Annotated in this window: 9 protein-coding genes; 7 read left to right on the top strand and 2 right to left on the bottom strand. The window is 36.9% G+C overall.

Features of this window, described 5'->3' with window-relative positions; all coding sequences use genetic code 11:
• Nucleotides 1-11 precede the first annotated feature (11 nt).
• From relA to M1F25_RS16625, 6 genes are all read left to right on the top strand, one after another.
• The gene (gene relA, locus M1F25_RS16650) at nucleotides 12-2,243 is read left to right on the top strand and encodes a GTP diphosphokinase (RefSeq protein ID WP_094960957.1); all 2,232 of its coding nucleotides are present in this window, start codon (nucleotides 12-14) and stop codon (nucleotides 2,241-2,243) included.
• Between the two features lie 522 nt (nucleotides 2,244-2,765).
• Nucleotides 2,766-3,560, top strand: a complete 795-nt coding sequence (gene mazG / locus M1F25_RS16645; RefSeq protein ID WP_036958289.1) for a nucleoside triphosphate pyrophosphohydrolase — start codon at nucleotides 2,766-2,768, stop codon at nucleotides 3,558-3,560.
• A gap of 677 nt (nucleotides 3,561-4,237) precedes the next feature.
• The gene (pyrG, locus tag M1F25_RS16640) at nucleotides 4,238-5,875 is read left to right on the top strand and encodes a glutamine hydrolyzing CTP synthase (RefSeq protein WP_004260455.1); all 1,638 of its coding nucleotides are present in this window, start codon (nucleotides 4,238-4,240) and stop codon (nucleotides 5,873-5,875) included.
• Between the two features lie 65 nt (nucleotides 5,876-5,940).
• Complete coding sequence (gene eno / locus M1F25_RS16635) at nucleotides 5,941-7,242, top strand: phosphopyruvate hydratase (protein WP_004260453.1); 1,302 nt, start codon at nucleotides 5,941-5,943, stop codon at nucleotides 7,240-7,242.
• A gap of 208 nt (nucleotides 7,243-7,450) precedes the next feature.
• Complete coding sequence (locus M1F25_RS16630) at nucleotides 7,451-13,339, top strand: TcdA/TcdB pore-forming domain-containing protein (RefSeq protein WP_181488485.1); 5,889 nt, start codon at nucleotides 7,451-7,453, stop codon at nucleotides 13,337-13,339.
• A 398-nt stretch (nucleotides 13,340-13,737) separates the two neighbouring features.
• Nucleotides 13,738-15,123 carry an SLC13 family permease gene (locus M1F25_RS16625; RefSeq protein WP_004260445.1) on the top strand — a complete coding sequence of 462 codons (1,386 nt, stop codon included), beginning with the start codon at nucleotides 13,738-13,740 and terminating at the stop codon, nucleotides 15,121-15,123.
• A gap of 73 nt (nucleotides 15,124-15,196) precedes the next feature.
• On the opposite strand, the gene M1F25_RS16620 is transcribed toward M1F25_RS16625, so the two are convergent.
• Entirely contained in the window at nucleotides 15,197-16,132 is a 936-nt protein-coding gene (locus M1F25_RS16620) for a filamentous hemagglutinin N-terminal domain-containing protein (RefSeq protein ID WP_112307166.1), read from the bottom strand.
• A gap of 257 nt (nucleotides 16,133-16,389) precedes the next feature.
• Between M1F25_RS16620 and M1F25_RS16615 the strand changes: the two genes are divergently transcribed.
• Nucleotides 16,390-22,275 (top strand): TcdA/TcdB pore-forming domain-containing protein, encoded by a 5,886-nt coding sequence (locus tag M1F25_RS16615; protein WP_181488483.1) that lies wholly within the window; start codon nucleotides 16,390-16,392, stop codon nucleotides 22,273-22,275.
• 61 nt (nucleotides 22,276-22,336) lie between these two features.
• Here the strand turns inward: M1F25_RS16615 and M1F25_RS16610 are convergent, their stop codons facing one another.
• On the bottom strand, nucleotides 22,337-25,495 hold the full coding sequence (locus M1F25_RS16610; RefSeq protein WP_181488481.1) for an efflux RND transporter permease subunit: 3,159 nt from the start codon (nucleotides 25,493-25,495) through the stop codon (nucleotides 22,337-22,339).
• Nucleotides 25,496-25,500 lie beyond the last annotated feature (5 nt).

Raw genomic sequence — 25,500 nt, 5'->3', positions numbered from 1 at the left:
AGGGAGAATATATGGTTGCAGTAAGAAGTGCGCATCTTACCCCAGCAGGTGAGTTTGCCCCAGAAAAGTGGGTTAACGGCCTGGGATTGAGCAATAAACAATCAGAAGAAAAGCTCATCCATACCTGGCAATATTGTCACGATAAATTAGCCGGACAAGAAATCGCCCCTCTGTTGCTGTGGCGCGGTATTGAAATGACCGAGATCCTATCGACATTAAGTATGGATATCGGCAGCTTACAAGCGGCTTTGCTTTTCCCCTTAGTGGAAGAAGGGAAGTTAGAAGAACAAGAAGTTATTGAGGAATTTGGCAAATCCATTCACGAACTTGTTAAAGGCGTGCTGGAAATGGATGCGATCCGCCAACTCAAAGCAACACAATCAAGCGAAACCAGCTCGACACAAGTCGATAATATTCGTCGTATGCTACTGTCAATGGTAGAGGATTTCCGCTGTGTTGTTATTAAGTTAGCGGAACGAATTGCTCATTTACGTGAAGTCAAAGATGCAACGGAAGATGAGCGCGTCTTAGCTGCAAAAGAGTGTTCAAATATTTATGCTCCTTTAGCAAATCGCCTAGGAATTGGGCAGTTAAAATGGGAGTTAGAAGACTTCTGTTTTCGTTATTTGCATCCCGATGAATATAAGAAAATTGCAAAGCTCCTCCATGAACGTCGTATTGACCGTGAAGAGTACATAGATACTTTCGTAACAACCTTACGTAAGTACATGTTAAAAGAGAATATTCAAGCAGATATCTATGGCCGACCTAAGCATATTTACAGTATTTGGCGTAAAATGCAGAAAAAATCATTGGCATTTGATGAACTGTTTGATGTGCGAGCGGTGCGTATTGTCGTTGAACGCTTGCAGGATTGTTATGCTGCATTAGGAATTGTTCATACCCATTTTCGCCACCTTCCTGATGAGTTTGATGACTATGTGGCGAATCCAAAGCCTAATGGTTATCAATCGATTCATACAGTAGTATTAGGGCCAAACGGCAAAACACTTGAAATTCAAATTCGTACCCGTCAAATGCATGAAGATGCAGAGCTGGGGGTTGCGGCGCATTGGAAATACAAAGAAGGCGCGACTGGTATTGGCAAAGGAAGTAGCTACGAAAACCGTATTGCGTGGTTACGTAAGCTGATTGCATGGCAAGAAGAAATGGCAGATTCTGGCGAAATGCTAGATGAAGTTCGTAGCCAAGTGTTTGATGACAGAGTGTATGTTTTTACCCCAAAAGGGGATGTGGTAGATTTGCCAGCAGGCTCGACGCCGCTTGATTTCGCTTATCACATTCACAGTGATGTCGGCCATCGTTGTATTGGTGCAAAAATAGGTGGGCGTATTGTTCCATTTAGCTATCAATTACAAATGGGTGACCAAATTGAAATTATCACTCAAAAGCACCCAAACCCAAGCCGTGACTGGTTAAATCCTAACTTAGGGTATGTAACAACCAGCCGTGGGCGAGCCAAAATCCAAAATTGGTTCCGTAAACAAGATAGAGACAAAAACATCCTCGCAGGGCGCCAAATTCTAGATAGCGAATTATCGCAGCTTGATATCAGCCTCCGAGAGGCCGAAAAACTGCTAATCGCGCGCTATAATGTTCACTCATTGGATGAAGTTTTAGCCGGAATTGGTGGTGGTGATATTCGTATCAACCAATTAGTGAATTTCCTGCAAAGCAAATTTAACAAAGCCACCGCAGAAGAAGAAGACCGCGCGGCAATGAAGACATTAGAAAGTAAGTCTTCACTCCCAAGAGCACCATCCCATGGTAGTGGTCGAGTGGTGGTTGAAGGGGTTGGTAACCTAATGCACCATATTGCACGTTGTTGCCAGCCAATTCCAGGGGATGAAATTGTCGGTTTTATCACGAAAGGACGAGGTATTTCTATTCACAGTGCGGATTGCGAACAATTAGCTGAGCTGCAAAGTCATGCGCCAGAACGTGTGATAGATGCAGTTTGGGGAGAAAACTATTCCAGTGGTTATTCTCTCGTGGTTAGAGTTGTCGCCAATGACCGTAGTGGTCTACTACGTGATATCACGACAATATTAGCTAATGAGAAGGTTAATGTGCTTGGCGTCAGTAGCCGCAGCGATGTGAAGCAGCAATTAGCAACGATAGATATGACAATTGAGCTGTATAATATTGAGGTGCTGAGCCGGGTGTTAGCAAAATTAAATCAGTTGCCGGATGTTATTGAGGCAAAACGCCATTCCCAGTGATTTTCTTCATATTTTGAGTTGTAGGGGTGTTGGCTACACTTAGCTACTCGGGTCACATACTTATGTATGCTCCCCGAGATATCTTCGCTTGCCGCCTACCTACAACTCAAACTATTTTGAAAATCAGTACTGTTATATTGTCAGTGGTTTTCTCCATATTTTGAACCGCAGCGTTGTTGGCTGCGCGCTCTCATCTTAGTCACATACCGATGTATGCTCCTACATTTTCTTCATATTTTGAGCCGCAGCGTTGTTGGCTGCGTGCTCTCACCCTAGTCACATACTGATGTATGCTCCTAGGGTTTCGTTTACTTGCCGCCTAGCTGCAACTCAAACTATTTTGAAAATGGCTCCGATATATTCTAAAAATCACATTTTCCGAGTTACCTAGAATTGTTTTTTAATTGTTATTAATGAGTGAAAATGGCTTTTTCCTGAAAAATTTGTTGAACAGGTGTCATTTCTGATAAGTTTGAGATAAAGATGACAATTAGAAACAAAAGAAAATCAAAGGTTAATACAATGAGTCAGGAAAAACCCGAAATCGAGCGCTTATTATCCATTATGGCACAGCTGCGTGACCCACAAACAGGTTGCCCATGGGATAAAGTACAGACATTTAAAACTATTGCACCTTATACACTTGAGGAAACCTATGAAGTGCTTGATGCGATAGAACGTGAAGATTTTAACGACTTAAAAGGTGAGCTGGGCGACTTATTGTTCCAAGTGGTTTTCTATGCGCAAATGGCGAATGAAAAATCATTGTTTGATTTTAATGATATTTGCCAAGCGGTGAGCGATAAGCTTGAACATCGTCACCCACATATTTTTGATACAAATAACACATTGAGCAGCTCGGAAGTGATTGAGGGATGGGAAAAACGAAAAGCAAAAGAGCGAGCTGAAAAATCGCAGTTTTCTGTGCTAGATGATATCCCGAATTCGCTCCCAGCACTAATGAAAGCCTATAAAATTCAAAAGCGTTGTGCTTCGGTCGGTTTTGACTGGGATACGTTAGGCCCTGTTGTGGGTAAGGTTCATGAAGAACTTGAAGAGGTGATGGAAGAAGCCACACAGGTGGTTGTTGACCAAACTCACCTAGAAGAAGAAATCGGCGATTTATTGTTTGCCGTAGTGAATTTATCTCGCCATTTAGGTCATAAACCTGAAATAGCGTTGCAAAAAGCTTGCAACAAATTTGAAGGTCGTTTTCGTCAAATCGAAAAAAGCCTAGCGGAAAGTGGCAAAACGACAGAAAGTGCTACACTTGATGAGATGGAAGGGCTTTGGCAGCAGGTTAAGAGTCAAGAATAAAATGGTTCGTCATATTTCGCACTATAGCGTTGTTGGCTGCGTTCGGTTACTTAGGTCACATAACTGGTGTATGCTCCCTGAGATATCTTCTCTTGCCGTCTAGCTTTGCTCGTCATATTTCGCACTACAGTGTTGTTGGCTACGTTCGGCTACTCAGGTCACATACTTGTGTATGCTCCCTGAGATATCTTCTCTTGCCGCCTAGCTGTAGCACGAACTATCTAGAGCATTAATTATATATAGAACGAAGCATCTACAGAAAAATTCGATATGTTCGATATGGTTGGTTTGTTCTAAAATCACCTCATGCAATGGCTCCAAACAAAGCTTCAAAAATAATATGTAGGTTGAAGTTTTCGAAGGTTAAATGTGGAGAGTTAGAGTAAATAGTTATTCAAAATCAAAGTTAGTGCAGAATCGCATTTTTTACACCATACAATGAGCTGAAAGGATTTAGCTTTTGTGTTTGAACTGTGTTAATCTATAAAAATAGATAAAGAAGACTAATTTTGAAGCGATAAATATTTTTCGCTTTTAACTTGCTGATAATATTAGAGTATTGATGAAATTTAGCCTTATTATGCTTAGAACATTTGTAGCGAAATTAAGGTTCGGGTATACTGTTTTCCCGTCCTGTTATATCCATCATCTTTTAAACCTAAACTTTCAGGTTCAGCATGAAAACTAATTATATTTTTGTGACCGGCGGGGTCGTATCCTCACTGGGTAAAGGCATTGCCGCAGCCTCTTTGGCGGCTATACTCGAAGCCCGTGGACTCAATGTGACTATTATGAAACTGGATCCCTACATTAACGTAGATCCAGGCACTATGAGCCCAACCCAACACGGGGAAGTTTTCGTTACAGAAGACGGCGCTGAAACTGACTTAGATTTAGGTCACTATGAGCGTTTCATCCGTACTAAAATGACACGTCGTAATAACTTTACGACTGGGCGTGTTTACTCTGAAGTTCTGCGCAAAGAGCGCCGTGGCGACTATTTAGGCGCTACAATTCAAGTTATCCCTCATATCACTAATGAAATTAAAGACCGCATCATCCGTGGTGGTGAAGGCCATGACGTTGTTTTGGTTGAAGTTGGTGGTACAGTTGGTGATATCGAATCATTGCCATTCCTTGAAGCGATTCGTCAAATGGCAGCTGAAGTTGGCCGTGAACGCACATTATATTTGCACTTAACATTAGTGCCATACCTTGCAGCGGCTGGTGAAGTAAAAACTAAGCCAACTCAACATTCTGTGAAAGAATTACTGTCAATTGGTATTCAACCAGATGTGCTGATTTGTCGTTCAGACAGAGTGATCCCAGCAAATGAACGTGCAAAAATCGCATTGTTCTGTAATGTGCCAGAGAAAGCGGTTATTTCTCTCAAAGACGTTGATTCAATTTATAAAATCCCAGCCTTATTGAAATCACAAGGTTTGGATGAATACATCTGTAACCGTTTCCGCATTGATGCGCCAGAAGCTAATTTAGCTGAGTGGGAACAAGTTATTTACGAAGAAGCCAATCCCGCTGGTGAAGTCACTATTGGGATGGTGGGTAAATATGTTGAGTTACCAGATGCGTATAAATCTGTAATTGAAGCATTAAAACACGGTGGCTTGAAAAACCGTTTAACTGTGAACATCAAATTAATTGATTCACAAGATATTGAAACTCGAGGTGTTGAGTTACTAAAAGGTTTAGATGCTATTTTAGTACCAGGCGGCTTTGGCGAGCGTGGTGTTGAAGGGAAAATTCTGACCGCTCAATATGCACGTGAAAACAAGATCCCTTACTTAGGAATTTGTTTGGGTATGCAAGTCGCATTGATTGAATTTGCACGTAATGTTGCCAATATGGCAGATGCAAACTCAACAGAATTTAAAGCGGATTGTAAATTCCCTGTTGTTGCGCTGATTACTGAATGGCGCGACGAAGAGGGGAACCTTGAAGTACGTTCAGAAGAGAGCGATCTTGGTGGAACAATGCGTGTTGGTGGCCAACCATGTCATTTAGTGAATGGTAGCCTTGTACGTGAAATGTATGGTTCAGAAACTATCATTGAACGTCACCGCCACCGTTATGAGGTGAATAATTTACTACTGAAACGTATTGAAGATGCGGGCCTAAAAATTGCAGGTCGTTCAGTGGATAATAAGCTGGTGGAAATTATTGAAAACCCTAATCATCCATGGTTTGTGGCTTGTCAGTTCCACCCAGAGTTCACCTCTACACCAAGAGATGGTCATCCGTTGTTTGCAGGTTTTGTTAAAGCCGCTGGTAAGTACCAGAAAGGTGAGTTGAAATAAGATATGGGGAAGTCGGCGCAGGTGCACCAACTTCCCAAAATTTAACTTGTACTGAGGAAAACCTAATGTCCAAAATTGTTAAAGTGATCGGTCGTGAAATCATTGACTCTCGTGGTAACCCAACTGTAGAAGCTGAAGTTCATTTAGAAGGTGGCTTTGTTGGTTTAGCTGCGGCACCATCAGGTGCGTCAACAGGTTCTCGTGAAGCTCTGGAACTGCGTGACGGTGATAAAGCACGTTTTCTGGGTAAAGGTGTTCTGAAAGCAGTTGCTGCTGTTAATGGTCCAATCGCAGAAGCGCTGATCGGTAAAGATGCTAAAGACCAAGCTAACATCGATAAAATCATGATTGATCTCGATGGCACTGAGAACAAATCTAAATTTGGTGCAAACGCAATTCTCGCTGTATCTTTAGCAAATGCTAAAGCAGCAGCAGCGGCGAAAGGTATGCCTCTGTATGAGCACATTTCTGACTTGAATGGTACTCACGGTCAATACTCTATGCCTCTGCCGATGATGAACATCATCAATGGTGGTGAGCATGCTGATAACAACGTTGATATCCAAGAATTCATGATCCAGCCTGTTGGCGCACCAACGCTGAAAGAAGCTGTCCGTATGGGCTCTGAGATCTTCCATCACTTAGCAAAAGTACTGAAATCTAAAGGTATGAATACAGCTGTAGGTGATGAAGGTGGTTATGCGCCTAACTTAGAATCAAACGCAGCAGCGTTAGCAGCAATTAAAGAAGCGGTTGAGCAAGCTGGTTATGTGTTAGGTAAAGACGTAACACTGGCGATGGACTGTGCAGCATCTGAGTTCTATAACGCAGAAACCGGTAATTATGAGCTGAAAGGCGAAGGCAAAACCTTCACTTCACAAGAGTTCACACATTATTTAGAAGAACTGACTAAACAGTACCCAATCGTCTCTATCGAAGATGGTCTGAATGAGTCTGACTGGGATGGTTTCGCATACCAAACTAAAGTTCTTGGTGACAAAATCCAACTGGTTGGTGATGACCTGTTTGTAACTAATACTAAGATCCTAAAAGAAGGTATCGATAAAGGCATCGCTAACTCTATCCTGATCAAATTCAACCAAATTGGTTCTTTAACTGAAACTTTGGCTGCAATTAAAATGGCGAAAGATGCAGGCTATACAGCTGTTATCTCTCACCGTTCAGGTGAAACTGAAGATGCTACTATTGCAGATTTAGCGGTTGGTACAGCGGCAGGCCAAATCAAAACAGGTTCTATGAGCCGTTCTGACCGTGTTGCTAAATATAACCAACTGATTCGCATTGAAGAAGCATTAGGTAAAAATGCACCATTCAATGGCTTAAAAGAAGTTAAAGGCCAAGCATAATTATTTATTGCTTAGCAAGTTAATGAATAGGGAAGCTTAGGCTTCCCTATTTTTTTGGTTATTAATTTTATTAATTTAACAAATATAATTGAATTTTTTTATAAAATTCAATCTGAATTTGTTTTTTGATTATGGTACTAAAGGAGATATTAATTTACAGTCATTATTCATTTTAAATAATTAATTTTTATTCAAAGGAATGAATACAATGACAATAAAAAAACATACAGAAGTAATTGAAAAAATAAATGAAATTATCAAAAAATCTACGCTAGATACAAGCGAGTTAATTAAAATTGGCTCAACGGTAGAAAAAGGAGATGTAACATTAACTAAACATGATAACTCACGATATGATATTAGTTATTATGATAGCGAGCAGCCTGACCCGTTTGTAATTAAAAGTTATTTACTCAATAATAATAATTATGATGCAACTCATTTATATCCTTCTTATGTAGATATTCCTAAAAAACCCTCAGATACGTTTCTCTTAATTACAGGTACTTTAAATAAAAATTCTATTATAGTTACCAATCATGATAAAGATCATTATCGAGTCTATAATGATTGCAGAATGAATAGTTCAATTTTATATGATGATGTTGTTATGTCTGCTGATTATCAAGATTATAAAATAAAAGATGGTACAAATGGTAATGCGACAGCATATATGCAGTTTGTAAATAATGATTGGCAATTAGTCTTACAAAAACAAGAGGTTAAATATTACAAAGGTGAAAGGAAATCATTTGCAATAGAAGGAAAAAATAGAATATTAAAATATATTCCTAATAATAAAATGGATAGTATAAATAAAAATAAATTTGAAAATACTCGGGAAAATATACATGTTAAAATATTGTCCATAGCAAAGAAATTCAATTGCTTATATATGGATGAGAAAGGTAATAATATATTTGAAACGGAACGAAAACTAGATAGCGCTAAAGCATGGCTTGAGTTTATTACATCTATAAGTATAAAAATAAATAATCATGTAAAAATGTTAAAAAGTTTCCAAGAGGTATGGCAGAAACAACTTCAGGAACTAAATGGGAAGATAAATAAAACAATAGATGATAAAGTTAAAATAAAATCTTTAACACGAAAATTAGCACAAAGTGATATTCAAATTAGTCTTTATCATAATCATTATAATAGAATACTATTTGAAGGGAACCAAATAGAAAGAAGTAAATTATGGTGGGAAATAAAAAAAAGTAAAGGCATGAACGCTGTTGTTAAAAATGAAGAACAATCAATATATGGTGGTATTAATGAATATAAACAGACAATCAATGAGCGATATGAAAATTTAGTTTTTGTTCATAAAAATTCGAATAAACCTTCATTTAGAAATAGTTTTAGTGAGGGAATGGACGGTTTTTCAGAAGTTAATATATCAGGATTAAAGAAGAATATGACGTCAATAGAACTGAAAAAATTATATTTGACTCAAGACCTTAGTCCTATAGAACGAGGGGCTTTATATCAAAGAATTAATAATGTAGGTCATGCCGAATATATAAAATATATTTTGAATGAAACAGGAAAAGTTAGTGAATTATTTTATTCATTAAACAGTCAAATTAATCGATTAATGCCACAAGATTTTTATTTAACCTTGATAGGGGATGATTCTCGAGGGCGTTGTTACCCTTTGGTTAGAGCTATGTCAGTTGCATTAGCAAAAGATGATCAAAAAGGCGCGGATACTTTATTTAATAAACTTTATATAGCATCAGCGAATCCTAAAGATAATGATTCAATATTAATAAAAACGGCATTGGAGCGATTACATTCGAATGTGGAAGCAATAGAGGCATCATTTTCTCATGGTAGAATTAATATCAAAGAGACACAGAATTTATTAGAGGCGAAGCAAAAAACAATGATGTTTGCTATTAATAGCCAAAATCACTCGATGCTTATTGGTAAAACTATAAATGATAAAAAATCACACTACTATTTTTATGACCCTAACTTCGGTTTGTTTTCGTTTAATAATAGTAAAGAACTATTTTCAGCATTTAAAAAATTTATGGTAGATAACAAAATGGCTGATTTTTACTCAGCCTTTGGGAGCAATAAAGATCCGGTTTTTGAAGTGATTTCAATTATTACAGATGATATGTCGAGTGTTCCGGTGGGTAATGGGTTAAGTGTAACTCATTTAAGTGAGCCTATTTCATTGAGTTTAATTACTAAACGTGAAAGCAAAACTAGTAGTATCGTTAATAAACAACTTGCGATTCAAAGAGACATTCAATTGAAAGGAACATTGGCTATGTTAGAAGCCCAACAATGGGGATACCGTTTAGAAACTTCTTTAACTAATTTATCAATGAAGTACCAATTTAATAGAAAATGGGTGCCTATATTTTCCACACTGAAAGAGAATGAAAAAGGTAAATATAAACTTCAATTTATAGATTATGATGATCCTGAAAAAAGCCATTGGATTGAAATGGATGACCCGACAATTAAAGAGTTTAATCATTATTATGAAAAGCAAGTAGCATTATTTGGAGAAAGTTATTTTTTTGATGGGGAAAAATTAATTCCCCAAAAGAATATAGATAATAACAGTGAATATAATATCAATGAGCCATCGTTCGATGGATTAAATGCAGGAATAGCTATTCAGTCTTTGATGCTATGGTATTCAGATAAAAACCATAATAGAAACGGAATGAATAATGATAATTTTAACTTAGCATTAGCATTGAAAATACATAGTTATATTAATTATGGAATGATATTTCATGGAGCTCTGAATGATTTAGCTAAAATTGTAGGTATAATTCGTAGTGGGTTAAATGAAAATATTAGCTATGAAGCTAAAAATATTAGTCTGTTTTCTACTTCATTAGCTCAAACAGTAAATGAAGGTGTTACTGTTTTATTTAATGGTACCTTAGTCGGCTTTGATATATATGAATTGACCTATGCAAAAGATGAACCTCATAAGATTATATTTAGTACACAACTTGCTTTTGACTCTGCGAGTTTTGTCACAGGAGGACTCAGTTTAGGAACCGGTGCTTTAGGAGTAACGGAAGCTTCAGTATTTATGGGGGGAGCTGGGGTTATTTTTGCAGGGTTAAGTATTGGTTTCACTGGTTTGGCGCGTAATTATGCAGTGATAGGAGAAGATGCTAAATCGGTAGGTAGATATTTCTATCAGTTAGACCAAGCATATAAAAATAACGGATATGATTACTTACCTGATAAAAGTATTGTTCTTCCGCGCGCTGGTGCAGTTTTTAAAACAATAGATCTTAGAAATAACCAAATTGAATTTGATAGCCAGTATATCTATAGGACTAGCGCACATTCTGCAGGAGGCGGACGGAAAAATTATATTTTTTGGGCGGGTAATTTCCCTACAATGGTACATGACCGTCAACAGGCAATTAATATTCGTAAAGGTATCGGATATAACATGAGTAGCCGACAGTATGGCTATTTAGATGCACAAATAATTGCCTTACCTATCACGCCAAAATCGTATATTAAATATGATTACAATTTATGGCCAGGAGCAACAACACGTCATGATAGTGGGTTTGATGTTATTCGTCGTTTAGAAAACACAGATAAATTTGATTATGACTTTTATATATTTCCAAGTGAAAATACTATCACTCAGATATTCCATGAATATGTAGATACAGAAATAGAAATAAAATTAAATAATCAATATAGACATTTAGTTATTCCAAAAATACCCAGTGAGTGGCATGGGAAAATTAAATATTCGATAAAGGGTGATGGTGGAGTATATAAAATTAGTCCACAAATAGGTGCAGAAATAGAATTGATTGATGACTCAAATAAGTTATCGACTTCTCACTGGATAATTAGTGGAGGGTTATTAGGTAAAAATGACATTATTGTTAGTTCTGACCGTATAGATGTAGGTGGAGTAAAAATAAAAATAGACCAATCAGTATCAAAAAAAGATTTTTTATACATTAATAATAATAATGAAGTTTATAAAGTGGATTTTTTAAATTTAGATGTAAATTTAATTGGCGAAGATGGAAATAAGTGGGTCGGACATAATGAAGAGTTATCTAATCATTTAAATAAATTAAATGAACAACATAAAATTATGGGGCAGTACGTATTAATTGAAAATTATCAGTTTGGGAATGTTAATGTAGGACGAGCATTTTATCAGGTTTCTACAGGGAGATATATTTTCACTGACTCATCGGAACAATATACTAAAAATGCTGATCTATTTTCTCCATTAGGGACGGGGGCATGTTTTTACTCAAAAGATAATAATATATTGTGGTTAGTTGATCAGGATAATAAAGTTCAATATACGTATATTATTAATAATAATGCTCAGCGGAATTTTGAATTAACTAAGTTATGGGTTAGTAATGAAAATATTTATTTCTCATGTCGTTATCCTAGTGAAGGAGTTCATGAAGTCGCAAATTATATGATAAATGGAAATGAAATTATATTAGTTAGTGTTTCTATTGATGAGCTGACTCATTATCAGTTATTTGAAGAAAAATCGGTCATACCTAAGGATATTTCAGATATGATTTTTGGTAAGTATTTATTGTTAATTGATAAAGTAAAAGATAAAAAAACAATATATAGTAAAAGTGTGAAGCTGGCTGATGTCATCCAAATATCAGGAATTGATAAAAATAATAATATATATCATTATTGGTTAAGAGAAAGAGACGGTGTTATCATAAGGCCAAATGTTACTTCATATAATCTTGCTCTCGATAACAAAGAATTATTTGAGCCTAAAGATTTAATGTTTGTTGGGTTTTTATTAAACAATGATGGGAAAGAAGTATTCTTTTTTTATAGTCATAAGGAAAAATCAATATATCGACAAGTTGGAGAAAACCCAAATTTCTTTCAAATAGAAAAGCAAGAAATCAAAAGGATAGAAACCGAAAATATTGAGAGTGTTATATTCAGTCAAAGTAAAATTTTAATTATTAGTAATAATGGCATTGTGAGTCAAATTAACGCTCAAGGTAATATTCAACCTGTGGCACTAAATCAAAAGTGGTTTGATTCACATTCAACAAGATGGTGGGAAGATTTTGGTCAATTAGAGTCAAATCAAGGAGTATATGCTTTACTTGGATTAAAAATGAGTGATAATCAAGCTATTATTCCTGCTTGGTATGAAAATAAAAGTATTGTTATTGCATATCAATTATCATCAAAGAATACATTGCAATATTTAGGAATAGACGAGTACCGTTCAGCAGCAATTATTTTTGATATGGAAAATAAAAAACTTTATTGGCAACCAATTGTAAATGAAGCTGCTTTAGTTAAAGCTTTTGATAAAAATAATTTAAAAAATACTTTATCACTACCTTCAATGTATGAGATATACCCAAATATTAAATTTGATACAGTTAAAAAATTAAAAAATGGATTGTTAATGTATACAACTAATGATGAGATTTTATATTACAGTAAGGGAGAGAATAATTCAGATAGTAATAAAGAGGAATTCTCATCATCTTTATTAATTAACGGTGGAAATTCAAGGGATATAATCAACCCACCAGTTATCAATAATGTAAAAAATATTATATTAAGTGCGGGAGACAAAGAAGATAGCTATGTTATTTCTAGAGCGGCGTGGCTACATTATCAAGCAATTATCATTGATAATAATGCGAGCGATCGTTTGACAGATACACTTGTTTTACCTGTTGACGATATGAACTCTCTAGCTGTGAATCGCCTAGGGGATGACCTTATTCTAACGGATATAAATACAAATAGCATACTTATTATTAGGCGGATATTTGCTACTAATGCTCAAGGATATGAACACCTTAAACTGCGATTTTTAAATTCTAACGGAGATATTAGGGTAAAAACTATTGTAGATAGTTATTTATTGACTGATGGGCTGATGGTTACTAATACACCGAATGAGTCTGATGAAGAAATACTGCTGTCTCATGACAATCAGTTAGCACAGCTTTCAGCAATGACATCATCATTAAACCATCGTGAAAGCATGTCTAGACATCAGGATATAATACAGCCTTCGTTGGTTACTGCGCCTGTTTTAGTGGGATAAAGCAGGTATGAATTAGTTAAGCTAAGCTAGCCGGAGTTTAACTGGCTAGCTTAATTAGTTGTCTAGTTTCATTGGTTGATATTTTAATTTAAGTTTGTTTTTTATTCATCGATATCATTTATTTTGCTTTGGGTGGAATTAACTGCTGACTGGTGCGTTGGCGTATTAGCGCAATTGTTCTGTCAATTGAAACTGTTAATTTATGCGGTTATTTGCTTACAAAATAGAACATTTCTCGGTAGAGATATTAAAAATACAAAAAATTGCGCGGGGTAGATCGCACTTTTAGCTTATCCACATTTTCATCTCAATAAATTAACTCTATATTTCACAGCTTATAAATAATTATTAACAATATGCGCTAAAAATAAACTTGCTTCCAAAGCTATGGAGTAAACATGGACGCTTCAGAATCTTTAACACCATCAGTGAGCCCAACCCCCTCGAATAAACGGGGATGGATAATCTTAGCTGTTGATATCGTACTCTTAATTTTATTACTAAAATATTTACCATTTGATGATAAAGCAAATGCAGGTCTTGCAATGATGGTTTTCATCGGTGTGCTTTGGTTAACTGAAGCTATCCATGTCACCATTACTGCACTGTGTATTCCGATCTTGGCAGTAGGCTTAGGGCTGATGAATACAGGGGATGCATTGAAATCATTTGCAAATCCGATTATTTTCTTATTCTTCGGTGGCTTTGCATTAGCGACGGCTTTACATATCCAAGGCCTTGATAGGCTAATTGCAAATCGCTTACTAATGGCAGCTCGAGGGCGCTTATCAGTCGCGGTATTATTGCTGTTTGGTGTAACAGCGTTACTTTCTATGTGGATTAGTAACACAGCAACAGCTGCAATGATGCTACCACTAGTATTAGGTATACTGTCTAATCTCGATGTACGTCATGAACGTAATACTTTCGTGTTTGTACTATTAGGTGTTGCTTATAGTGCAAGTATCGGTGGTTTAGGCACGATTGTAGGTAGCCCTCCAAATGCGATTGCGGCAGCAGCTTTAGGTTTAGATTTCTTATCATGGATGAAATATGGTATTCCAATCATGGTGGTGTTACTACCAATGATGTTTGTATTGATGTACATGATGTTACGTCCAAACCTGAAACATCGTTTTCAAATTGAGTTAGAACACGTTGAGTGGAATGGCAAGCGTATTACAGCAATGACGATTTTCCTTTTAGCCGTAGTTTGTTGGATCACGAGTACGTTTATTAGTGATGCATTAGGTGGTGTAAAAGATTTAGATACAATCATTGCGATGAGTGCTGCGATTTTAATTGGTGTAACAGGTGTTGCTAGCTGGTCTCAAATTCAAAAAAATACCGAGTGGGGCGTATTGATGCTGTTTGGTGGTGGTTTAACACTCAGCGCAATTTTAAGTTCTTCTGGGGCAAGTAAGATCATGGCAGACTGGATGCAAATGACATTCGGTGAAAGTCACTGGTTTGTTATTATTCTAGCTGTTACTACCTTTATTATCATTTTGACTGAGTTTACCAGTAATACGGCGAGCGCAGCTTTATTAGTACCAATCTTTGCAACAGTTGCTGAAGCATTAGGTATGCCAGTCATTGTATTAACCATGATTATTGGGATTGGTGCATCTTGTGCGTTTATGTTGCCGGTTGCTACACCGCCAAATGCGATTGTATTCGGTTCCGGTTATATTAGGCAAATTGAAATGGTACGTGTTGGTGCGGTATTAAACGTGGCTTGTATCCTTGTGATTTCATTGTTTGCTTGGTTTATCTGGATGTAACTTAGGATCAATTCACTTTAACTTAACGGCCTCTTATTGAGGCCGTTATTTGTTGTTGTACGCTAAATTGAGATTATTGCGTTGTTTTAGCAATAAGAGCCTGTTGGTTTTTCCCTATTTTTATCACGCCCGTATCAGAAAAAGTAATGTCTGCGTCTCCGCGCACAGAGAAACTCATCGTGTTAATAAGCCCTTGAATATCTATTTTATTTTGTGGGCAAAGGAAATTATCTTTACAGTGATATTGGTGACTCTCAAGCACAATGTTACGACCTGTTAATTTAGTTTGCTCATCCATCTCTAAATGATTTCCTTGAATATAAGGAATGTCAGTTTTGAACTTTGTGCTGTACTTGACAACGCCTTCACTAGGAGAAAGGGTGCTATTACCCGATGCGCTGATATAATTTTGTATGGCAGAGTGGATATTAAGTGTATTTTGCAGCTTTATTTGGTCTGCAACGATATTTAATTTTGATAGTTGAATTGGAGTTCCTTGTTGCTGACTAATACTGATTTGGCTAGCAGGTTGAGTTGAAAACTTCAGTTGGTTATAGTCCTCCAATTTTTGGAGTTCAAGCTGGTTATCTTTCTCTTTGTTTTTAATATATTTTTTTTCAAATTTACCGGCAATTAAGGAGAGGCTATTAATATTATCAACGGCGCCGTCTTTCCATGAAATACCATTAGGATTTGCGATAACAAGGTTAGCGCGTTGCCCTTTTATTCCTAATATCCCTTGTAAGTTGCTTGTTTCAGTCCCTGTTACTTCTGCAAAAATAAGCTTTGCTGCCTTATTATTAAGCTTAGTATTACTGTTAATATCATTATTAAAAATTAAACCATCGTCATTAGATGAGAGACTTTCGAAGGTATTAAACGAGATGTTATTTTTGAGAGGGGCTTCTATATTAATAACTTTTGCTTTTGTGATATCAGGGGCCTCGGCTAATGATGTGGTATGAAATAAAGTACAACTTAGTAGAGTGAATAATATGGTTTTCTTCATTGGTATTAGCTCCTTGCTGTAAAAATCCTTTTATGATTAAAAGTATAATGTATTTAGTCGTTTTTTATAATAATCAAAAATTAGTTTGGCTTAATAAAATATGATACGGTTAGCACTCAGGAAAAATCGGAAAAATGAAAAAATATAATGTAAGTAATTGTTATATAATGTTTTTGGCCGTTTGTGAATTTCATTTTCCTTGCTAATAAATTACTACTTGTTATGTTTTTAAATTAAAAATAAAGGGATTTAATAATATGTCTGGTGATAGCTATAGCTCTCTATTGAATCATACCATTTATGTAATGGATAAAGTAAAGTTTGATAAAAATATTATGATGCTGGTTGAGGCGATTAAATATGAATATCGTCATGCAGGAAAGTGGTCTCCAGACTTATTGAAAAAACATGATAAATTAAAGAAAGAAATAGAACAGAAATCTTATTTTGTATATAACAATGATGTTCCTATCGGTATTGAAAAACTCAGTAGTCAAGAAGAGCTAAAATTTATTGATAATATAAGGCATTTATCAACAGGAAATAATGATGTCGATATAAGAGTTCAAGGTAAAGAGGATGTTGAATTATCTAACCTTGTTGATTCCGATTTATTAAGTTCACAAGCACTGCGTATTCTCCCTAAAAATTTAAAACAAAGGATAAAACTTCGCTCTAGTATAAATGCTAGGTTAACTATAAATATACATAAAAAATATATTAATCTGCTGGCAAAATCTTTGGTGAAGTTATTTCATGAGCCGTCACTTCAGTGTATAGAACAAGCCAAAATTATGGGGCCTAGAAAATTTGGTATACAAACGGATCAAGCTGTTATTTACTTATCTGAATCGGGGCTTGAGCATGCAAAGGAAATTACCCAGCGACTTAATGCATTGATTTCTTCGGATGCATTTATTGAACATACACCAGTTGGTATGCAAAAAATGGATACTGGTATTTCTTATTCGGAAACACCAAAAGGTCAGTCAACAAGCCATGGGCAAGCCAGGTCACAGGTCATTGCAGACGCTATTACAGAAGCTTTATTAACAGATCGCCCAGTAAAACAAATCTTACCGAAAGTATTAAAAAAAGTAGGCTACGATACGAATAATCCTAGTTTAGTTGCGCAAGTTCAGCGTGATGGTCATTTAAAAAATAGTCTTTTTGACTGTATGATGCTTAAAAAGCATAGAATAAGCCAAGATATTCAGCGATTTGTTACGGATCCACTGTTATTCCCATGTATGTATATTATTGATAAATTTAATAATGATATATTATCAGTAAAAGCGGAAATATTTAACTTTGAGAATGAGTTTACTGCCATTGAGTGCGGAGTATTAGCTCAGTATATAACCTCGAGAGAGAATTCAGGTTTTATTTATGATGTTTTAGATTTTACTTATAAATTTAATTCAATCTTTAGAGATAGCGGTTATATTGAGAAACGTCTCGCACCACAAGATTTTTATTTATATTTAATGGATGATAATTCAGGGGGACGTTGTTACTCTTTAGTTAGGGCAATGGCTGTTGCATTAGCCTTAGAGGGCCGTGAGGGTGCAAATAAATTGCTTAATAAGATGTTTTTAGCTGGGGCATCACCAACGGAGCCGAATTCAACTTTGTTACAAGCTGCGTTAAAAGAACTTCATGTAAATATAGAGGCGGCACACGCATCAACTATAATTGGCCAATTTGAGTTAAATGAAATAAAAGAAATTCTGATTAATGCTGAACAAGGAAATATTTATGTGCTAAATAGCACAACACACTCAATGTTATTAGGTAAAGTCAAAAGTGGTAATGAAATTAATTATTATTTTTATGATCCAAACTTTGGTATTTATGCTTTTAATGATTCTGATAAGTTATTTTCAACTTTAAATAAGTTTTTATTTAAAAACAAGATGGCAGAGCAGTATGCGGTTTTAAATAGTAGTTTTGAATTGGTCTCTATTAATACGGGAAAAATGTCTGAAGTACAAATTGGTAGTGGTTTAACTGTTTCCGATTTGGTTTATTCAGATAATTTAATGGAATCTATTTCTCTACATAAGAAAATGGAGAGTATTCTAGAACATCAGTCTTTAATAGCAAAAGATAAGAAAATACAGACATCCTTAATTATTTTGGAGTCAGAGAAATGGGGGGAACGTCTTGAATACTCAATTAATGAAGTGTGCAAAAGTCATCAACTAGATGAAAAATGGTTACCTGTTTTTGAAAATGTTGAGAATTTGGAAGATGGCCGATATCGTATTCAATTTATACATCAAGGGATAGAGGAAAAGATATATTGGGCTGAAACGAAAGACACAACATTTATTGAGTTTAAAGAATATTTTCACAAGCAAATGGCTATGTTAAAGAGTCATTATTCTTTTAGTGATGGGGAGTTGCAATGTGAAAGAGATATTGAGGGTACAGAACATGTGGATGGCCTCAATATAGCGATGGGAATACAAGCAATCATTCAATGGTCGGAGAATGGAAAAGTGGTTTCTTCTAGGCCAACATCTAATTTAGCAACAGCACTGCGTATTCATAGTTATATTAGCTATTCTATGATGGCCCATGGTGCTATCAATGATGCCATGAAAACTGGAAAAATTGCATATTCATTATGGTGTGAAGGGAATGGAGTAGCGAAATCAGTAATGAATCGCTTTTCTTCGTCTCTAATACGTACAGCGAATGAAGGGTTAGGGGTTATTTTCCAAGGAGCTATGGTTGGTTTCGATATTTATGAGTTAGCGAATACACAAAATGAAACTCAGCGAGCTGTATTTGGTACTCAACTAGCTTTTGATTCATCATCATTAGGGTTAGGTATTGTAAGCACGGGAGCATCTCTACTTGGTGCGGAAACGGTGGCAGGTGTTGCAGGGCCATTAGCTGTACCACTTATGGGAATAGGTATTGGTATCACCGAACTGGTTAATATTAATGAAAGACACGCACAAAAAGCTGTTGCTGTAGGGGAAGAATTCGCGATTTATCAACGAGACTATCAAAATGCAGCGATAAGTTATGATGCAAAAAAAGACTTTTTGGTACCAACACCCAATATTGTCATCGAGAAATTAGATTTCAAAAATGGCTATTTTGACCTTGGTAGCCAATATATATATCGAGGTGTGAAAAAAAAGTGGTATATAGAGCATTGCTGGTTGAATGATTTTCAGTCGGGCCCGAGTGCAGAGATTGATAAATCACATGCAATTAATATTAGAGAAGCTGTTGGTGTTACTGAGCCAAGAGTAAACTTTAATGGGAGCCAAACTGGGGTAGTGATATTACCAGTTGTACCTAAATCGTTCATTCGTTACAGATATAGCTCTCTTTTTGGTGGAACTTCTCGAGGGGATAATGGTTTTTCTATTTTGAGAGGAATGGAAGAACGCTATCAATTCTATTTTGATTTTTTTTATTGTGGCCTAGAGTATGTCATCACCACTTTAGAGCATGAATATGAAAATACTACCATTCATGTCAATCTAGATAGCCAAAATAGACAATTAGCCGTTCCTAAAATGCCTATTCCATGGCAAGGGCATATTACGCACACTGTCACTGGTAATGGTGGGGAATATCAAATTACAGTTAATTATGGTGCATCTCTTACGTTAATTGAGGGGGCTATGTATGGAAAACAATCTAGCTGGATAATTGATACGAGTTTAATAGAAAGTGATGGAAAAGAGCATGTTATTCAAATCATGGATGATCACATTAAAATTAGCGGCATTACTATCCATGTTGATACATCGGTGGCGGATAATTCGATTTTACTTGTCAATGCTCAACATGAAGTATGTGAAATAGATTTTACTAATAAGACAGCAAAGATTATTAATGTAGATGGTAGTCAATGGATAAATAAAAGCCAGACAATTAGACAGCATCTTCATGATTTATCAATTAAAAATAAGCTTAACGGCCAGTATGTTGCCATCGATAATTATCAATATAACGGTTTAAACGTGGGACGTGCATTTTATGATGTTCAATATGACCGGGTCATTTTTACTCACTCAAAAAATAAAGAAAATCATTCGGCACAACTAATAAAAATTAATGGGGATACAGCCTATTTTTATTCATCAGTGGAATCGGTAATTTGGCAGGTTGATATAAATACAGGCTCTTTACTGACTCAACTTAAAGCAAATATGGTTTTAGGTTTAGATGCAGAAATTATTAAAGTCACATTGGTTGATGACCAACTGTATATAACATTAACAGAAAGAAGTACTGGCAGTACGGTTGAAAATACCTATAGGCTAATACAGAGTGATAAATTAGAGCTCGTGAGCGTTGTGAATAACAGGTTATTACTCGATAACTTATATGACACACAAACATTATTATCATTTGAACAACGTAAGCAATTTAGTAGCCATGACTACTTAGCCTGTCGATATATGAGTCCTGAATATCAAAAGACAATTACCATCAAACCCAGCATTGCGAACACGGTGATGATATCGGGCACTGATGAAAATGGTTTTTGGCATCATTACTGGCTACGCAATGAGAGTGGAACATTGGTTAAAGCCAATTTAGAAAGAAAAAATGTGAATGAACAGCTATTCTTGAATGAGTTTATTTCGATAAGTGAAGAAGATTTAAAATATATTGATTGTGAGCTCGCAAAAAATACGCCATTAGAAAAAATTTGGCGAGAGAGGTTTCCTCTGTCTATTAACGATGGTAAAGAGGCGGTGTTTCAATTAAAGCGTTATAGAATTAAACCTACACTTGCAAAAATATTTGCAACAAGCCTGGGACGTTATAATCCGAGGTACGATTTATGGTATTGGTTTCCTCCTAAGGACTTGGAATTATTAGGAAGTTTATTAAATGAAAATGGAAAGGAAGTCTTTTTCTTTTATAGCCGAAAAGAAGACTCCATTTTTTATCAGAAAGGGTTAGGGCAAGATAATATTAATCCAAATAAGCCAAGTGCCGCCTTTCGTTTAAATTTGAGTGGAATAGAAAATGTCACGCACTGGCAAGGGGAGCTCCTTGTTATCCAAAAAGAAGGCTTTGTTAGGCAGCTGGGTGCGAATGGTAGTACACAATTAGTTGCCCTTAATAAAGACTGGTTTGCGAGAGAGCCTTTGAAATGGGAGCGTTTTGCTCAATTTTTCAATGAAAAGGACCCCATTGCATTGTTTGGATTAAAAGATACTAATGGGGAACGTATATTACCAGCATGGTATTTTAACGAGATGGCTATTGTTGCGCCTTCATTTTCATTAGAAAGTGAGTTACAAATTATCGATTTTGATCACGATAAACAATATGGCGTTATTTTTGATTCAAAATCAAAGAAGCTATATCGAATAAACGCGATTGGAGAGATGAGGTTTAACAATATTTTCGATAACCAGGGTGTTCTTCGATTTCCAAATAAATTACCTAAGCATGTTGATTTATACCCTAAGCTTACTTTTAAGTCAGTACAAAAAATAGCGGGTGGTTTAATGCTGTTAACAGAAGAAAACGCAATTATTTATCACCCAACGTCATCTCATGAACAATTAGGTTTATCATTAATTATTAAAGGAACTCAGGGGAACGATGTCGTTATTCCTGCGGCATTAGGCGATATTTCTATTTTAATTCTTAATGGTGGTGAAGGCTCCGATACTTATCAGTTTAAAAAGGTAGATTGGCAGCGTTATCAAACGATTATTATTGATAATTATTCGGTAGACCGAATTGTTGATTTGCTTATCCTACCCATACAAGACCAATTGAAGGAGACTTTTATTAATCGTCAAGGAGACGACTTGGTTATTACAGATTCAATAAATAATACATCTCTTTATATCCGTGGAATTTATGGTCCACAGGCTCACTCGTATCGTCATCTACAACTAAAAATTGATGGAACAGATCAACATATTGATGTGAGTTTATTAGCTGAGCAAGCTTTGGCCAGTCACGGTTTAATGTCTTTATCAATGCATTTCAGAAGCCATTTTGATATCAATGGTAAGATAGTTTTATTAGGGGAGTTGTTGAATCGAATAGATTTTACTCAGGGAGACTTTGAAATTCAAACTGCACTCAAAGAGCAGGACAAACCTCATTTCGCCATGTTATCTACAACAAGTCAGTATTAAATTAATATATAAAAAAAAGAGCCACAACATAAGTGGCTCTTTTCGATTTATCGATCAGCAATTATTGTGCTGTTGGTGGATGGCTGTGTTCAACATCTTCTGATTTCTTCGAGAAACGGCGACGGATCACCACGAAGAATACAGGAACGAAGAAGATAGCCAATGAGGTTGCGGCAAACATTCCCCCAAGAACACCAGTACCTACTGAGTTCTGGGATGCAGAACCTGCACCGTTACTAAACACCAGTGGGATAACACCTAACATAAATGCTAAAGATGTCATCAGAATTGGTCGTAAACGCATTTTAACTGCATTCAGTGTTGCTTCGACTAACCCTTTACCTTCTTTTTCCATCAAGTCTTTGGCGAATTCAACAATCAAGATTGCGTTTTTCGCCGAGAGCCCAATGGTTGTTAAGAGACCCACTTTAAAGTAAACGTCGTTGTCTAGACCACGAACACTGGTAAACAGTAACGCACCAATAATACCTAATGGAACGACTAACATAACTGAGAATGGAACTGACCAGCTTTCATAGAGAGCCGCCAAACACAGGAAGACCACTATCAAGGAGATTGCGTACAGAGCAGGGGCTTGGTTACCTGCTAAGCGTTCTTGATATGACATACCTGTCCACTCGTAACCAATTCCTTCAGGCAGGTTTTCAGTGGTGAGTTTTTCCATTAACAGCATCGCATCACCAGTACTTTTCCCTGGAGCTGCCTGACCTTGAATGTTCATCGCAGGGACACCGTTATAACGCTCTAAACGCGGTGAACCATACTTCCAAGGATCTTTGGATTCGTCCATAAAGGCAGAGAACGGAACCATTTTACCTTGGTTATTGCGAACATACAGGTTACTGATGTCAGAAGGTAACATACGGCTTTCTGCGTCACCTTGTACGTAAACTTTCTTCACACGACCACGGTCGATAAAGTCATTCACGTAGCTTCCACCAAACATAGAACTCAATGTTGCGTTGATATCACTGATAGCGACACCTTGAGCCTGTGCTTTTTGTTGGTCAATATAAATACGGTATTGCGAGGTATCATCCTGACCATTTGGACGAACACCTTGAAGCATTTCTGGGTGCTGAGCAGCTAATCCAAGTAACTGGTTGCGGGCTTGCATCAGTTTATCATGCCCCAAGTTACCTTTATCGACTAACTCAAAGTCAAACCCGTCTGCGGTACCTAACTCAACAATCGCTGGTAGGTTAAAGGCGTAAATCAGTGCCTCTTGTTTTTGTGACAGTGCGATATTCGCACGTTGTACAATCGCATCAACGTGGTTTTCATCGCCTTTACGTTCGCTCCAATTTTTCAGAACGACGAAAGCGAGACCCATGTTTTGACCTTGACCTGCGAAGCTAAAGCCCCCAACGGTAAAGACCGACTCAACGTTTTTGGCTTCTTCGGTATGGTAGTAGTTATTCACTTCATCCAATACCGCTTGGGTTTGTTCTTGCGTTGATCCCGGTGGTAATTGGATCATTGACAAGAATACCCCTTGGTCTTCCGCTGGTAAGAAAGAGGACGGTAAGCGGACGAACATGAACGCCATACCAACCACTAACAGCAGGTAAATCACTAAATAACGGCCCGTGCCGTTAAGCATACGGCTTACACTGTCGGTGTAGTGGTGTGCTTGTTTTTCAAATGTGCGGTTAAACCACCCAAAGAATCCTTTTTGGCTACCATGGCTGCCTTTTTCAATTGGCTTCAACATGGTGGCACACAGTGCTGGCGTTAAGATCATCGCAACCAGTACTGATAAGATCATGGAGGATACAATGGTAATTGAGAACTGACGGTAAATTGCCCCTGTAGAACCTCCAAAGAAGGCCATAGGAATAAATACCGCAGACAGCACCATTGCAATACCGACTAACGCACCTTGGATTTGACCCATTGATTTTTTGGTCGCTTCTTTTGGTGACAAGCCTTCTTCTTGCATAACACGCTCAACGTTCTCAACAACGACGATGGCGTCATCGACGAGAAGCCCGATGGCGAGTACCATCGCGAACATGGTCAAGGTGTTTATGGAATAACCAAATGCCGACAAGATAGCAAAGGTACCTAACAATACGACAGGTACTGCAATCGTTGGTATCAGTGTTGCACGGATGTTTTGTAGGAACAAATACATAACGACAACAACCAGCATGATTGCTTCTACTAACGTTTTAACCACTTCGTTAATTGAAATTTTAACGAATGGGGTCGTATCGTATGGATAAACAATCTCTAATCCTTGAGGGAAGAAAGGCTTCATTTCCTCAAGCGCAGCGCGGACGTTATTAGACGTATCTAATGCGTTCGCTCCGGTTGCCAGTTTAATACCGATACTTGCTGCAGGCTTACCATTAAAGCGGGCAATCGTACTATAGTTTTCAGCACCTAATTGGACATCAGCAACATCTTTAATACGCACTTGTGAACCATCCTGGTTTACACGTAATAGAATATTGCTAAATTCTTCAGGGCTATTTAAACGTGTCTGCGCAATGATAGAAACGTTTAAACGCTGGTTTGCTACAGACGGTGAACCACCGAGTTGCCCTGCTGCGACTTGGTTATTTTGTACCTTGATCGCATTAATGACATCTGTTGTGGTCATGTTGTACTTAACGAGTTGCTCTGGTTTTAACCAAATACGCATTGCATATTGGGTACCGAACAGTTGAGTTTCACCTACACCGTTAACTCGGCTAAGTGGGTCTTTAATATTTGACCCTACGTAGTCGGCAATATCGTATTGCCCCATTGAGCCATCGCTAGAAACGAAACCCGCAACCATTAAGAATGAACTAGTTGATTTATCGACACTAATACCTTGCTGCTGAACTTCTTGTGGCAACAATGGCATCGCCAGTTGCAATTTGTTTTGCACCTGTACTTGCGCGATATCACCATCAGTTCCTGCTTCAAATGTCAGCGTAATGCTAGCAGAACCTGATGAATCACTGCTCGATGACATATATACCAAGTTATCGATACCGTTCATGTTCTGTTCGATAACCTGCGTTACTGTATTTTGTACCGTCTCAGCATCCGCTCCCGGATAGTTAGCTGAAATAGAAACAGCCGGTGGCGCGATGGTCGGGTACTGCGAAACAGGTAACTGGATAATTGCCAACAGACCAGCAAGCATGGTGATAATTGCAATTACCCACGCAAAAATTGGTCTTTCTATAAAAAACTTAGGCATTAATC

The organism is Providencia sp. PROV109 (assembly GCF_033681625.1).
Taxonomy (GTDB): Bacteria; Pseudomonadota; Gammaproteobacteria; order Enterobacterales; family Enterobacteriaceae; genus Providencia; species Providencia hangzhouensis.
Note: the sequence above shows the minus strand (reverse complement) of the source record. Positions and strands in the feature narration are given on the sequence as shown.

What these genes read in the sequence shown, in the direction of transcription:
- mazG (WP_036958289.1), top strand. Translation starts at nt 2,766, where the DNA reads ATGAGTCAGGAAAAACCCGAAATCGAGCGCTTATTATCCATTATGGCA.
- M1F25_RS16620 (WP_112307166.1), bottom strand. Translation starts at nt 16,132, where the DNA reads ATGAAGAAAACCATATTATTCACTCTACTAAGTTGTACTTTATTTCAT.
- M1F25_RS16630 (WP_181488485.1), top strand. Translation starts at nt 7,451, where the DNA reads ATGACAATAAAAAAACATACAGAAGTAATTGAAAAAATAAATGAAATT.
- pyrG (WP_004260455.1), top strand. Translation starts at nt 4,238, where the DNA reads ATGAAAACTAATTATATTTTTGTGACCGGCGGGGTCGTATCCTCACTG.
- relA (WP_094960957.1), top strand. Translation starts at nt 12, where the DNA reads ATGGTTGCAGTAAGAAGTGCGCATCTTACCCCAGCAGGTGAGTTTGCC.
- M1F25_RS16610 (WP_181488481.1), bottom strand. Translation starts at nt 25,495, where the DNA reads ATGCCTAAGTTTTTTATAGAAAGACCAATTTTTGCGTGGGTAATTGCA.
- M1F25_RS16625 (WP_004260445.1), top strand. Translation starts at nt 13,738, where the DNA reads ATGGACGCTTCAGAATCTTTAACACCATCAGTGAGCCCAACCCCCTCG.
- eno (WP_004260453.1), top strand. Translation starts at nt 5,941, where the DNA reads ATGTCCAAAATTGTTAAAGTGATCGGTCGTGAAATCATTGACTCTCGT.
- M1F25_RS16615 (WP_181488483.1), top strand. Translation starts at nt 16,390, where the DNA reads ATGTCTGGTGATAGCTATAGCTCTCTATTGAATCATACCATTTATGTA.